The sequence below is a fragment of the Nocardia abscessus genome, from assembly GCF_015477775.1.
GTDB classification, from domain to species: Bacteria; Actinomycetota; Actinomycetes; order Mycobacteriales; family Mycobacteriaceae; genus Nocardia; species Nocardia abscessus_A.
The window spans coordinates 785,293-798,425 of record NZ_JADLQO010000002.1 but is presented as its reverse complement, the minus strand read 5'-3'; the positions used below and the strand labels follow the sequence as shown (position 1 = coordinate 798,425).

The following is a 13,133-nucleotide window of genomic DNA, read 5'->3' as shown; positions in this document are numbered from 1 at the left end:
GCGGTGGGCGCGGTGACCGGCCTGTTGTCGTCGGCGACGACCCCACAGCAGAAGCGCGCGGCGTTGCGTGCCGGTCTGGCCTCGGGCCGGATCCAGCGGTTTCCCGGCGCGTTCGATCCGCTGGTGGCCCGGCTGATCGAGGAGATCGGGTTCGAAGGCGTGTACGTTTCGGGCGCGGTGCTCTCGGCCGAACTGGCCTTGCCCGACATCGGCCTGACCACGCTCAGCGAGGTGGCCGCGCGGGGGCAGCAGATCGCCAGGGTCACCGACCTTCCGGTGCTCGTCGACGCCGACACCGGCTTCGGGGAGCCGATGAACGCCGCGCGCACCGTCACCCTCCTGGAGGACGCCGGACTGGCGGGCTGTCACATCGAGGATCAGGTAAATCCGAAGCGCTGCGGTCACCTCGACGGCAAGGCCGTCGTGCCGGTCGAGGACATGGTGCGGCGTCTGCGCGCCGCTGTCTCGGCCCGCCGCGACCCGGATTTCGTCATCTGCGCCCGCACCGACGCGCGCGGCACCGACGGACTCGCCGCCGCGATCGACCGGGCCAAAGCCTACGCGGACGCGGGCGCGGACCTGATCTTCACCGAAGCGCTGGCCGACGCGGCGGAGTTCGCGAAATTCCGTGCCGCGTTGCGCATCCCGCTGCTGGCGAACATGACCGAGTTCGGCAAGTCCGAGCTGCTCTCCGCACAGGCGCTCGAAGAACTCGGTTACAACGCGGTGATCTATCCCGTGACGACGCTGCGGCTGGCCATGTACGCCGTGGAGCAGGGGCTGCGCGAGATCGACCGCACCGGGACGCAGGCCGCCCTGCTCGGGACCATGCAGCACCGGTCCCGGCTCTACGAACTGCTGCGCTACGAGCAGTACAACGCGTTCGACGCGGACATATTCACCTTCACCGTGAGCGAGTGAGCGACATGACCGAGATCAAGAAGGGCCTGGCCGGAGTGGTGGTCGACACCACCGCCATCTCGAAGGTGGTGCCGGAGACCAACTCCCTGACCTATCGCGGCTACGCCGTGCCGGATCTGGCGCGGCACTGCGGATTCGAGGAGGTCGCGTACCTGCTCTGGTACGGCGAGCTACCCGATGCGGCACAGCTCGAGTTGCTGTGCCGGCGCGAGCGCGCCCAGCGTCGGATCGACCGATCGATCCTCTCGCTGATCGAGAAGATGCCCGACTCCTGTCATCCGATGGACGTGGTGCGGACGGTGGTGAGTTATCTGGGGGCCGAGGACCCGGAGGAGGACCTTTCCGGTGCCACCGCACAGCGGGCGCTGCCCGCCAAGGCATTGCGCCTGACCGCCGTGCTGCCGACCGTCATCGCCGCCGACATGCGGCGGCGGCGTGGGCTGGATCCCGTCGCGCCGCATCCGCACCTGGGCTTCGCGGCGAACTTCCTGAACATGTGCTTCGGCGCGCTGCCCGATCCGCGGATCGTCCGGGCGTTCGAGACGTCGCTGATCCTCTACGCGGAGCACGGTTTCAACGCCTCCACCTTCGCCGCACGGGTGGTCACCTCCACGCGGTCGGACATCTACAGCGCGGTCACGGCCGCGATCGGGGCGCTGAAAGGGCCACTGCACGGCGGCGCCAACGAGGCCGTCATGCGCGCGCTGCTGGAGATCGGCGAACCGGAGATGGCCGGCGAATGGGTGCGCGCGAAGCTCGCCGACAAGCAGAAGGTGATGGGCTTCGGGCATCGGGTCTACAAGAACGGCGATTCCCGGGTGCCGACCATGCGCGCGGAACTGGCGCAGGTGGCGGCGGTGACCGGAGGCGAACGCTGGCTGCGCGTGTCCGCCGCGCTGGAACGCGCGATGGGCGAGGCCACCGGGATCGAGCCGAATCTGGATTTCCCCGCCGGACCGGCCTACTACCTGATGGGTTTCGACATCGGGATGTTCACGCCGATCTTCGTGATGAGCCGGATCACCGGGTGGACCGCGCACATCATCGAGCAGGTGGCCTCGAACGCGCTGATCCGGCCGCTGTCGGAGTACACCGGGGTCCCGCAGCGGGAGCTGGTCGTCAGCCGCTGACCGGGGCGGGTCTGCCGCCGACGGAGCCGGGGAGGCCGTGGTCCCACTCTTCCCAACCGAGCAATTGCTTGGTTCAATCGAGAGGTCCGGCCCCCCGTCCTCCGGCAGCAGGAAGTGAGCCAAGCGAATGCCCGATCCCGACGAGCTCGTGCGTGCGATGTGCCGAAGCTGGTCCGACCCCGACCCGGATCGAATCAGCGCGTACTTCTCCGAGGACGCCGTTTACCACAACATCCCGATGGAACCCATCGTCGGCCGCACCGCGATCCGTGACTTCATCGCAGGCTTCCTGACCACCTTCGAGGCGATCGACTTCGACATCCACCATCAGATCGCATCCGGCAACGTGGTCATGAACGAGCGCACCGACACCCTGCGCTCCGCCGGCCGCGAGACCCCGCTCCCCGTCATGGGCTTCTTCGAAGTCGCCGACGGCGCCATCACCGCCTGGCGCGACTATTTCGACATGGCCGCCATCAACCGAGCCTTCGGCCTGTAGAGCGGAGGGCTCGGCGATCGTCTGTCACACGAGTTCCGGAATCGCGGGGAACCGAATCCGGCATGGGTGCGTCGAAGTAGGCAAGAGGGGAAAGACATAAGTCGAGGTTCGAGGAGGGGTGGCCGGTGGAGCGTTGTTCTGGTTGTCATACGGCGTGGCGGCGGGGGATGCGGGCGCGGGCGCGGGAGTTGCCCGTGACGCGGCGGGAAGAGCCCTGTGATCGGTACACCTTGCGGCGGCGGCAGCCGCCCCGGCCGGAGCCGGAATCCGGCTGAGGCCGTGCAGGATTCGGTGCCCCCCTCGCTGGGCGAAGGGGGCACCGGGCATCGGTCAGGCGGGCTGGGTCACCGCACGGCCGCCGCCGCGGCGACCATGTTGCGCAGCGATGCCTCCACCTCGACGCGTCCCCTGGTCTTCAGCCCGCAGTCCGGATTCACCCAGAGCCGTTCGGCCGGAACGGCTTTCAGCGCCGCGCGCAGCGACGTGGTGATCTCGTCCACACCGGGAACCCGAGGCGAGTGGATGTCGTAGACGCCCGGCCCGACGCCGAGGTCGAAACCCGCCGCGTTGAGGTCGTCGAGCACCTCCATCCGCGAGCGTGCCGCCTCGATCGACGTGACGTCGGCGTCCAGCCCGGCGATCGCATCGATCACCTCACCGAACTCCGAGTAGCACAGGTGCGTGTGGATCTGCGTCGCATCCGACACCCCGGAGGTCGCGAGCCGGAACGAGCGCACCGACCACTCCAGGTATCCGGGCTGATCGGCCGCGCGCAACGGAAGCAGTTCCCGCAGGGCGGGCTCGTCGACCTGGATGATCCGCACGCCCGCCGACTCCAAGTCGACGGTCTCGTCCCGGATCGCCAGCGCCACCTGGCGGGCGGACTCGCCCAGCGGCTGATCGTCGCGCACGAACGACCACGCCAGAATGGTCACCGGGCCGGTCAGCATGCCTTTCACCGGCTTGTCGGTGAGCGACTGCGCGTAGCCGATCCACTCCACGGTCATCGGCTCCCGCCGCGCCACGTCGCCGAACAGGATCGGCGGACGCACGCAGCGCGTCCCGTAGGACTGCACCCACCCGTGCTCGGTCGCCGCGAACCCGTCGAGCTGCTCGGCGAAGTACTGCACCATGTCGTTGCGCTCCGGCTCGCCGTGCACCAGCACGTCCAGCCCCAGTTCCTCCTGCAGCGCGATGACGTCCGCGATTTCGGCGCGCATCCGGCGCACGTACTCCGCCTGATCGATCTCGCCCTTGCGCAGCGCCGCTCGCGCCAGCCGGATGCTCGCGGTCTGTGGGTAGGAACCGATCGTCGTAGTCGGCAGCGCGGGCAACCGCAGCCGCTCCTGTTGCAGTTCCCGGCGCTGGTCGGCGGGGGCGCGGCGGTCGGCGTCCGGCCCGAGTTCGGCCAGCCTGGCCCGCACCCGCGCGTCGTTCAGCCGCGGGTCCGACCTCCGCGACGCCAGTGCCGCGCGCACCGCGGCCAAGTCCGCCTCGATGGCCTCCGTGCCCTCGCTCAGCCCGGTCGCGAGCAGGCGGACCTCGGCCACCTTCTCCGCGCCGAACGCCAGCCAGGACCGCAGCCGCTCATCCAATCGCGTCTCCACGGCCAGGGTGTAGGGCACGTGCAGCAGCGAGCAGGAGCTCGAAACCGCCACGTGCGCAGCGGATCCCAGCAATGTGCCGAGGGCGGCCATGGCGCGGTCGAGATCGGTGCGCCACACATTGCGCCCGTCCACCACTCCCGCGACGACCAGCTTGCCCGCCAGCGCGGGCAGGGCCGCCACCGCGGCGACGTCGGCCCCGGAGGTGAAATCGAGGGCGACTCCCTCCACGCCGGTGCGCGCCAGGGCGGCGAGCGCGGCGCCCGGCTGGCCGAAGTAGGTCGCGACGAGGATCGCCGGACGATCGGTGGCGTCGGCGAGCTCGTCGTAGGTGACCTGCACGAGGTCGATCTCCTCCGCCGTGAGGTCGGTGACCAGCACGGGCTCGTCGATCTGCACCCACTCGGCCCCGGCGACGGCCAGCCTGCGCAGCAGCTCCCGATACAGCGGCAGCAACTCGATCAGCCGGGCGAGCGGCGCGCCGCCGCTCGCCTTCGCCAGCTTCAGGAAGGTGATCGGGCCGATCACCACCGGCCGCGCGGGCACACCCAGTTCGAGTGCCTCCCGCAATTCGGCCAGCAGCTTCTCGGGGTGCAGCGAGAAGGCGGTGTCCGGGCCGATTTCCGGGACCAGGTAGTGGTAGTTGGTGTCGAACCACTTGGTCATCTCCAAGGGCTCGACCGTGTCGGTGCCGCGCGCGGCGGCGAAATACCGCTCCAGCGGGTCCGTGATCCCGGCGACCCGCGGCGGCAGCGCGCCGAGCAGGACGGCGGTGTCGAGCATCTGGTCGTAGTAGGAAAACGTGCCGACCGGGATCGAGTCCAGACCCGCGGCCCGCGACTCGGTGAGCTGGGCGTGCCGCAGGTCGCGCGCCACGGCGTGCAACCGGTCGGCGTCGATCTTGCCTGCCCAGTAGGATTCGGTGGCCCGCTTGAGCTCGCGCCTGGGCCCCACTCGTGGTAGCCCGAGAACCGTTGCGGTGAACGGCTTTTGCTGTGCAACAGTCACGATGTTTCTCCATTGCTGAGGATGAAAAGCCATCGCCGTACGGGCAGCGGAGAACCTTTTGACATGCCGGGGGTATTCCCGGCCGAGGAGCCCGACACGTCATCCGGTGATCCGCACGCCCAATCCACGAGGCGGTGGCCGCCGGGTACGGCGTACCCGGCACGGCTGGCAGGTCTTCGGACTCGCGGGCACCGGCCCGGGGGACCGGCATGAGCCGGGGTTGGTCCCCATGGCCGACCTACTGGCCGTCGCTTCCCAGGTCGCGGAGCTTTCCGGCTCGGTCGACCCAGTGCCTGGTGACGGCGGTCGTTCCTGCATACCGCTGCGGGACAGTCCCGGATTCCCACCGGGTTCCCTCTCGCCCGCCGTGACGTCGCCGCACGGGCGGGCTCGGCTCCGTCGCACGACGTCGGGGCTCCATCTCGTCGTGCCGCGGTGAACCAGCTGCCCGTTCAGCATAGGACGCGCAGTGGCGGGCCCGGGCGACCGGCCCGGCGCAGGCCCCGGCTTCCGGGCAGCACACGGGTTGCTGCCGCGTCGCCCATGTATCGGCCCGGTGAACGCAACTTCGCAACGGTGCTAGTCGGCGTTGTGAAGAGGTTTGCGAAGGGGGATTCCGTGTCGGTGCGGTTCACGCGGCCGGGTACCTTAGGTCAATGTTCTCGAAAGTCTTGGTTGCCAACCGTGGCGAGATCGCCATCCGAGCCTTCCGCGCGGCGTACGAACTCGGCATCGGGACGGTCGCCGTGTTCCCCTACGAGGACCGCAATTCGGTTCATCGGTTGAAGGCGGCGGAGTCGTACCAGATCGGCGAACCCGGCCATCCGGTGCGGGCCTACCTGTCGATCGAGGCGATCATCGAGGCGGCCAAGTCGGCCGGAGCCGACGCGATCTACCCGGGGTACGGGTTCTTGTCGGAGAACCCGGATCTGGCGGCGGCGTGCGCCCGCGAGGGCATCACCTTCATCGGCCCGTCGGCCGAAGTGCTCGAACTGGCCGGTAACAAAGCGCGCGCCATCGAGGCGGCCAAAGCCGCCGGACTGCCGGTGCTGCGCTCGAGCGCGCCGTCGTCGGACGTGGACGAGCTGGTGGCCGCGTCGCAGCAGCTGGAATACCCGATCTTCGTCAAGGCGGTCGCGGGCGGCGGCGGGCGCGGTATGCGCCGGGTCGCGGCGCCCGAGCAGCTGCGCGAGTCGATCGAGGCGGCCTCGCGGGAGGCGGAGTCGGCGTTCGGTGACCCGACGGTGTTCCTGGAGCAGGCGGTGGTGAACCCACGCCACATCGAGGTGCAGATCCTGGCCGATCAGCACGGCAATGTGATGCACCTGTTCGAGCGGGACTGCTCGGTGCAGCGGCGGCATCAGAAGGTGATCGAGCTGGCGCCCGCGCCGAACCTGGATCCCGGGCTGCGGGAACGGATCTGCGCCGACGCGGTCGCGTTCGCCCGGCAGATCGGTTACTCGTGCGCGGGCACCGTGGAGTTCCTGCTGGACGAGCGCGGCAACCACGTGTTCATCGAGATGAACCCGCGCATCCAGGTGGAGCACACGGTGACCGAGGAGATCACCGACGTCGACCTGGTGCAGTCGCAGCTGCGGATCGCCGCGGGAGAGACCCTCGAGCAATTGGGCCTGAGCCAGGACGCGGTGACCATCCGTGGTGCCGCCCTGCAGTGCCGGATCACCACCGAGGACCCGGCCAACGGGTTCCGTCCCGACACCGGGCGCATCACCGCCTACCGCACACCGGGCGGCGCGGGCATCCGCCTGGACGGCGGCGCGAACCTGGGCGCGGAGATCGGCGCCTATTTCGACTCGATGCTGGTCAAGCTCACCTGCCGTGGTCGCGACTTCGGCGCGGCGGTGGCGCGGGCGAGCCGGGCGCTGGCGGAGTTCCGCATCCGCGGTGTGGCCACGAACATTCCGTTCCTGCTCGCCGTGCTGGACGACCCCGACTTCCAGGCGGGCCGGGTGACCACCTCGTTCATCGACGAGCGCCCGCAGCTGCTGACCCTGCGCCGATCCGCCGACCGCGGCACCAAGATCCTCGACTACCTGGCGGACGTCACCGTGAACAAGCCGCACGGTGAGCGGCCGACCACGGTGTACCCGCACGACAAACTGCCCGCGATCGATCTGAGCGTGCCGCCGCCGGACGGCTCTCGCCAGCGGCTGCTGCGGCTGGGACCGGAAGGTTTCGCGCGGGCTCTGCGTGAGCAGAAGGCGGTCGGTGTCACCGACACCACGTTCCGTGACGCGCACCAGTCGCTGCTGGCCACCCGGGTGCGCACCAACGGCCTGCTCGGAGTGGCGGGGCATGTGGCGCGGTTGACGCCGGAGCTGCTGTCGATCGAGGCGTGGGGCGGAGCGACCTACGACGTGGGCTTGCGGTTCCTGTACGAGGACCCGTGGGAGCGGTTGGCCGCGTTGCGGGAAGCTGTCCCGAACATCTGTTTGCAGATGCTGCTGCGCGGCCGCAACACCGTCGGCTACACCCCGTATCCGGAGGCGGTGACCCGCGCGTTCGTCTCCGAGGCGACCGCCACCGGCATCGACATCTTCCGGATCTTCGACGCGCTCAACAACGTCGATCAGATGCGTCCGGCGATCGACGCGGTCCGCGAGACCGGCACCGCGATCGCCGAAGTCGCGATCAGCTACACCGGCGATCTGTCGAACCCGGACGAGTCGCTCTACACCCTGGACTACTACCTGAAGCTGGCCGAGCAGATCGTCGACGCGGGCGCGCACGTGCTGGCGATCAAGGACATGGCCGGACTGTTGCGCGCCCCGGCCGCGACCACGCTGGTCACCGCGTTGCGCAGCAATTTCGACCTGCCGGTGCACGTGCACACGCACGACACCCCGGGCGGGCAGCTGGCCACCTACCTGGCCGCGTGGCAGGCCGGTGCGGACGCGGTCGACGGCGCGAGCGCCGCGATGGCAGGCACCACCAGCCAGCCCGCGCTCTCGGCGATCGTCGCGGCCGCCGCGCACAGCGAGTACGACACCGGGTTGAACCTGCAGAACGTGTGCGACCTGGAACCGTACTGGGAAGCGCTGCGGAAGGTGTACGCGCCGTTCGAGTCCGGACTGCCCGCGCCGACCGGTCGCGTCTACACCCACGAGATCCCCGGCGGCCAGTTGTCGAACCTGCGCCAGCAGGCGATCGCGCTCGGGCTGGGCGACCGGTTCGAAGAGGTCGAGGCGAAGTACGCCGCCGCCGATCGGCTGCTCGGCCGCCTGGTGAAGGTCACCCCGTCCTCGAAGGTCGTCGGTGATCTGGCGTTGGCGCTGGTCGGTACCGGCGTCGACGTCGAGGACTTCGCCGCCGACCCGGGCCGCTACGACATCCCGGACTCGGTGATCGGGTTCCTGCGCGGCGAACTGGGCACCCCCGCCGGTGGCTGGCCCGAACCGTTCCGCAGCAAAGCGTTGGCCGGACGCGGTGCGGCCAAACCCGAGACACCGTTGACGCCCGCGGACGAGAAGGGGCTGGCCGGCAGCTCCGAGGAGCGCCGGGCAACACTGAACCGGCTGCTGTTCCCCGGCCCGACCGCCGAATTCCTCGCCCATCGCGAGAAGTACGGCGACACCTCGGGACTGTCGGCCAACCAGTTCTTCTACGGCCTGCGCCGCGGCGAGGAACACCGGGTGCAGCTGGAGAAGGGCGTCACCCTGCTCATCGGCCTGGAGGCGATCTCCGAACCCGACGAGCGCGGCATGCGCACGGTGATGTGCATCCTCAACGGCCAGTTGCGGCCGGTCTCGGTCCGCGACCGGTCCATCGCCAGCGAGATCCCGGCCGCCGAGAAAGCCGACAAGACCAACCCCGGCCACATCGCCGCGCCGTTCGCCGGTGTCGTCACTCTCGCGGTGTCCGAAGGCGATTCGGTCGCGGCGGGCGACACCATCGGCACCATCGAAGCCATGAAGATGGAAGCCGCGATCACCGCGCCCCGCGCGGGCACCGTCGGTCGCGTTGCCATCGGCGCCGTGCAGCAGGTCGAAGGCGGCGACCTGCTCATCGAGCTGGCGGTGCGGGAGTCGTCCGCGGGATGACGCGGATCGTCGCCGGAACGGCGGGCGGGCGGCGCCTTCGGGTGCCGCCGTCGGGCACCCGGCCGACCTCCGACCGGGTACGGGAGGCGTTGTTCAGCGCGTTGGACGCCCGGCTGGACTTCGCGGGCGCCCGCGTCCTGGACCTGTACGCGGGTTCCGGCGCGCTCGGGCTGGAGGCGCTCTCGCGTGGCGCCGAGCACGCGCTGCTCGTCGAGTCCGACCGCAAGGCGGCGGCGGTGGTGCGCGGCAACATCGCCGACCTCGGGCTGCCCGGCGCGGAATTGCGGATCGCGACAGTGGCCGGCGTGCTGCGCCTGGGCGGGGCGGGTCGCTTCGACGTGGTCTTCTCGGACCCGCCCTACGCGGTGGACAACGCCGCAGTGCTGGACGACCTGCGCGCGCTGACCGAGCACGCGTGGCTGCGTCCCGGAGCGGTGATCGTGCTGGAGCGCTCGGCGCGCTCGCCCGAAATCGCCTGGCCCGCAGGCTTCGTCCCGGCCAAGTCGCGCCGGTACGGCGAAACACGCATCGATCTCGCGGAGTTCGAGCCGGACGAGTAGGCGCGGGTCGGCCACTGGTGCCGGGCCACCGGCGCCCTGCTAGCGTCGGCTCATGGCAGGAGCACTGTGCCCCGGATCGTTCGACCCTGTGACCTACGGACACCTCGACGTCTTCACCCGGGCGGCGGCCCAGTTCGACGAGGTCGTCATCACCGTCATGATCAATCCGAAGAAGCAGGGCATGTTCACTGTCGAGGAGCGCATCGAGATGCTGCGCGAGTCGACCGCCCACCTGGGTAACGTCCGGGTGGACTCGTGGCAGGGCCTGACTGTGGACTTCGCGCGGGAGCAGGGCATCACCGCGATCGTGAAGGGCCTGCGCGATGCGGGCGACTTCGGCTACGAACTGCAGATGGCGCAGATGAACAAGAAGCTCTCCGGCGTGGACACCTTCTTCATCGCCACCAACCCGTCCTTCAGCTTCTTGTCCAGCTCCCTGGTCAAGGAGGTCGCCGCGTATGGCGGCGACGTCAGCGACATGCTGCCCCCGTCGGTGCACAAGCGCCTCCTGAACCGCCTGGCCGAGCGCAACAGCTGACGGCCCGGCCCATGCGAAAGCGGTCCGCCGATTGCATCCGGCCGTCCGCGAGATCACCGATGCCCCGCGGTGCGAGCCCATACTCGGCAGAGCCGCGAAACCTATCCTGGACACTGACCGGGTTGTTCGCCCCCGGTCGGCTCCAGCGAAACGCCGCGGAGATCCGAAACCGAGCCGGCGCCCCGCAGCCACCGATCACGCGAGAACGCGGGTAACTCACCGGAACGCCGCGGCCCGCAACCACTGATCTCGCGAGAACATGGGTAACTCACCGGGAACGACCAGAACTCCAGCGCCCGCCAACGCAAGACCTGACCTCAAATCAAGTCCCACCCCACTGGTATGGCCTGAATACCCGGAGAAGCGGCTCAGAACACCAGGCCGCGGAGGGCCAGGAAGCGCATGCCGCCGACCGCGGCGGTGATCGCCAGGATCGCGGCGGCCTGGGCGGTGTCCCCGAGCCCGGGCGCCCACAGGCCGAGCGTGGCCAGCGCCGCGGTCGTGATGGCGAGCCCGACCAGCGCGAGCCCGCCGCCTTCCCACTGTGCGGTGAACCAGCCGACCCGCCCCGCGGCGTGGAAGGTGAGCCGGCGGTGCAGCTCGTTGGCGATCACGGTGCTCACGACGGAGCCGACGACGTTGGCGATCAGCGGCCCGACGCCGTGCATGGCGAAGAACAGCAGGACGTAGGCGATATTGCTGGATCCGCCGACCAGCGCGAAACGGATCAGCTGCGCGAAGGCGCGATCGCCGCGCAGATACCGGGTGAGCTGTCCGATCCTGGCCGCGTCCGGTGCCTTCGGCAGTACCGGATACGGGCTCACCCACGGTACGAAGAAGCTGGTGGCGCTCACTCCCGCCGGTCGCGGTAGTTCCAGAACAGTCATCGTCTTTCCGATCGAACGCAAGCCCTCTGCGGGTGATGGACCCTCCGAAAGAATGTAACACGAAGCGGAGAGGAGGTCTCCACTTGATTTCTGTGGCGTGCAAGACACCCGCACGACACACCGGAAAGTGACTCGGCACGAGCGGTGACGAGGGGCACACTGGGCTTCGGCGGAGAGTTTCGCCGTGAGTCCGCAGGAGGGTAGTGAGCATGTATCGCGTATTCGAAGCGCTCGACGAACTGGTCGCCATTGTCGAAGAGGCCCGCGGCATCCCGCCGACCCGCAGCTGCATCGTGCCGCGTGGCGACGTGCTCGAACTACTCGACGACGTGCGAGACGCGTTGCCGGGCGAACTCGATGACGCGCAAGACGTGCTCGACCACCGGGACAAGATCGTCTCCGACGCCAGGAACGCCGCCGAGACCGCCGTGACCGGCGCGAACGAACAGGCCGAGCGCACCATCGGCGCGGCGCGCGAGGAAGCCGATCGCATCCTGGCCGACGCCAAGGCGCACGCCGACCGGATGGTGGCCGAGGCCAGTGCGCACGCCGATCACCTGGTCGCCTCCGCGCAGGAGGAGGCCGATCGCGTGGTGGCCGACGGCAACGCCGAATACGAGGCGGTGACCGGCCGGGCGCGGGTGGAGTCGGAGCGGATGATCGAGGCGGGCAAGGCGGCCTACGACCGCTCCGTCGCCGAAGGCCTCGCCGAGCAGGAGCGGCTGGTCACCCAGACCGAGGTGGTGCGCGCCGCCCATGCCGAATCGGCCAGGGTGATCGATGCCGCGCACGCCGAATCGGATCGGCTGCGCGAGGAATGCGACCACTACGTCGACTCCCGGCTGGCCGATTTCGAGGAGACGCTGGCCAGCACGCTGCGCACAGTCGGTCGGGGGCGTCATCAGCTCCGCAGCGGAGCGGGCGCACCCGACTACGCCTCCGAATTCCGCAGGTAGCGGCGCCGAGGGCGGTCGGGCGCGTTTGGGTGCGCACCGCATGATCGCTTATTGTTGAGTGGTTGCCCGTATCCCCTCGATCGTGAGTGAGTTCGTGATGTCCGCCGGTTCCGGTTCCACGTCGCGTCCCCGTTCGGCCAAGCACCGGTCGCCGGACGCGGGTTTCGTGCTGGACGTCCGCAGCCTCGGCCGCAGGGCGGGGACCATGCGCGAACTGCGCCGCACCGTCACCACCGAGGAGCGGATCGGCCTGGATCTGATCGCCGTTCCCGTGGGCGCGCAGGTGGAGCTCGACCTGCAATTGCAGGCGGTGTCGGAGGGTGTGCTGGTCACCGGAACGGTGTCCGCGCCGATCGAGGGGGAGTGCTCGCGCTGCCTGGAGTCGTTCACCAGCGAGGTCGCGCTGCGGGTGACCGAGCTGTTCGCCTACCCGGACAGCACGACCGAGCAGACCACCGAGGACGACGAGGTCTACCGCATGGTCGACGACCTCATCGACCTGGAGCCCGTGGTGATCGACGCGGTCGGCCTCGAGCTGCCGCTGCAGCCGCTGTGCACGCCGGATTGCGCGGGATTGTGCCCGGAATGCGGCATGCGGATGGCGATTGCGGGATCCGACCATCGGCATGAGATACTTGACCCTCGCTGGGCCGGACTGGCTAAATTCGCCTCCGGATCGCCCGGCGCAGGCAGCCCCGACGAGGGTGCGGCCGACCGAGACCACTGAGCAAGACCGATCAGCCGAACCGGCAAAGCAATTAGGACAGAGGAGAAGTAGTCGTGGCCGTTCCCAAGCGCCGGATGTCCCGTTCCAACACCAGGTCGCGGCGCAGCCAGTGGAAGGCTGTCGCGCCTGCCCTGATCACCTGCCCGAACCGCGCCTGCGGCGAGAAGACCCTGCCGCACATCGCCTGCCCCTCCTGCGGCACCTACAAGGGCCGCCAGGTCACCGCCGCGGTCTGATCGTTC

Annotated in this window: 11 protein-coding genes and 1 riboswitch; of the genes, 9 read left to right on the top strand and 2 right to left on the bottom strand. The window is 69.4% G+C overall.

Annotated elements, in window-relative coordinates:
• The first annotated feature begins 12 nt into the window (after positions 1-12).
• The 3 genes from prpB to IU450_RS09390 all read left to right on the top strand — a co-directional run bounded on the left by prpB (position 13) and on the right by IU450_RS09390 (position 2,550).
• Positions 13-921 (top strand): methylisocitrate lyase, encoded by a 909-nt coding sequence (prpB, locus tag IU450_RS09400; protein ID WP_195149616.1) that lies wholly within the window; start codon positions 13-15, stop codon positions 919-921.
• 5 nt (positions 922-926) lie between these two features.
• Positions 927-2,051, top strand: a complete 1,125-nt coding sequence (locus IU450_RS09395; RefSeq protein WP_195149615.1) for a bifunctional 2-methylcitrate synthase/citrate synthase — start codon at positions 927-929, stop codon at positions 2,049-2,051.
• Positions 2,052-2,178: 127 nt separating this feature from the next.
• Complete coding sequence (locus IU450_RS09390) at positions 2,179-2,550, top strand: nuclear transport factor 2 family protein (RefSeq protein ID WP_195149327.1); 372 nt, start codon at positions 2,179-2,181, stop codon at positions 2,548-2,550.
• A gap of 344 nt (positions 2,551-2,894) precedes the next feature.
• Here IU450_RS09390 and metE read toward each other — a convergent pair whose 3' ends face one another.
• On the bottom strand, positions 2,895-5,195 hold the full coding sequence (gene metE, locus IU450_RS09385; RefSeq protein WP_195149326.1) for a 5-methyltetrahydropteroyltriglutamate--homocysteine S-methyltransferase: 2,301 nt from the start codon (positions 5,193-5,195) through the stop codon (positions 2,895-2,897).
• 137 nt (positions 5,196-5,332) lie between these two features.
• A riboswitch (cobalamin riboswitch) is annotated at positions 5,333-5,521 on the bottom strand.
• 297 nt (positions 5,522-5,818) lie between these two features.
• Between metE and IU450_RS09380 the strand changes: the two genes are divergently transcribed.
• The 3 genes from IU450_RS09380 to coaD are packed head-to-tail and all read left to right on the top strand — an operon-like array spanning position 5,819 to position 10,321.
• The gene (locus tag IU450_RS09380; RefSeq protein ID WP_195149325.1) at positions 5,819-9,223 is read left to right on the top strand and encodes a pyruvate carboxylase; all 3,405 of its coding nucleotides are present in this window, start codon (positions 5,819-5,821) and stop codon (positions 9,221-9,223) included.
• Entirely contained in the window at positions 9,220-9,783 is a 564-nt protein-coding gene (rsmD, locus tag IU450_RS09375; protein WP_195149324.1) for a 16S rRNA (guanine(966)-N(2))-methyltransferase RsmD, read from the top strand. The genes IU450_RS09380 and rsmD overlap by 4 nt, the downstream gene beginning before the upstream one ends.
• A 52-nt stretch (positions 9,784-9,835) precedes the next feature.
• On the top strand, positions 9,836-10,321 hold the full coding sequence (gene coaD / locus IU450_RS09370; RefSeq protein WP_195149323.1) for a pantetheine-phosphate adenylyltransferase: 486 nt from the start codon (positions 9,836-9,838) through the stop codon (positions 10,319-10,321).
• Positions 10,322-10,689: 368 nt separating this feature from the next.
• Here coaD and IU450_RS09365 read toward each other — a convergent pair whose 3' ends face one another.
• Positions 10,690-11,208 carry a GtrA family protein gene (locus IU450_RS09365; protein ID WP_195149322.1) on the bottom strand — a complete coding sequence of 173 codons (519 nt, stop codon included), beginning with the start codon at positions 11,206-11,208 and terminating at the stop codon, positions 10,690-10,692.
• 209 nt (positions 11,209-11,417) lie between these two features.
• Between IU450_RS09365 and IU450_RS09360 the strand changes: the two genes are divergently transcribed.
• The 3 genes from IU450_RS09360 to rpmF all read left to right on the top strand — a co-directional run bounded on the left by IU450_RS09360 (position 11,418) and on the right by rpmF (position 13,127).
• Positions 11,418-12,164 carry a DivIVA domain-containing protein gene (locus IU450_RS09360; protein ID WP_195149321.1) on the top strand — a complete coding sequence of 249 codons (747 nt, stop codon included), beginning with the start codon at positions 11,418-11,420 and terminating at the stop codon, positions 12,162-12,164.
• Positions 12,165-12,261: 97 nt separating this feature from the next.
• Positions 12,262-12,891, top strand: a complete 630-nt coding sequence (locus IU450_RS09355) for a YceD family protein (protein ID WP_195149614.1) — start codon at positions 12,262-12,264, stop codon at positions 12,889-12,891.
• Positions 12,892-12,944: 53 nt separating this feature from the next.
• On the top strand, positions 12,945-13,127 hold the full coding sequence (gene rpmF, locus IU450_RS09350) for a 50S ribosomal protein L32 (RefSeq protein WP_043695426.1): 183 nt from the start codon (positions 12,945-12,947) through the stop codon (positions 13,125-13,127).
• The last annotated feature ends 6 nt before the right edge of the window (positions 13,128-13,133 follow it).

Bases quoted from the DNA above. Each gene is read 5' to 3' on its own strand.
- IU450_RS09395 (WP_195149615.1), top strand. From the start codon at position 927: ATGACCGAGATCAAGAAGGGCCTGGCCGGAGTGGTGGTCGACACCACC.
- IU450_RS09390 (WP_195149327.1), top strand. From the start codon at position 2,179: ATGCCCGATCCCGACGAGCTCGTGCGTGCGATGTGCCGAAGCTGGTCC.
- metE (WP_195149326.1), bottom strand. From the start codon at position 5,195: ATGGCTTTTCATCCTCAGCAATGGAGAAACATCGTGACTGTTGCACAG.
- IU450_RS09380 (WP_195149325.1), top strand. From the start codon at position 5,819: ATGTTCTCGAAAGTCTTGGTTGCCAACCGTGGCGAGATCGCCATCCGA.
- rsmD (WP_195149324.1), top strand. From the start codon at position 9,220: ATGACGCGGATCGTCGCCGGAACGGCGGGCGGGCGGCGCCTTCGGGTG.
- coaD (WP_195149323.1), top strand. From the start codon at position 9,836: ATGGCAGGAGCACTGTGCCCCGGATCGTTCGACCCTGTGACCTACGGA.
- IU450_RS09365 (WP_195149322.1), bottom strand. From the start codon at position 11,208: ATGACTGTTCTGGAACTACCGCGACCGGCGGGAGTGAGCGCCACCAGC.
- IU450_RS09360 (WP_195149321.1), top strand. From the start codon at position 11,418: ATGTATCGCGTATTCGAAGCGCTCGACGAACTGGTCGCCATTGTCGAA.
- IU450_RS09355 (WP_195149614.1), top strand. From the start codon at position 12,262: ATGTCCGCCGGTTCCGGTTCCACGTCGCGTCCCCGTTCGGCCAAGCAC.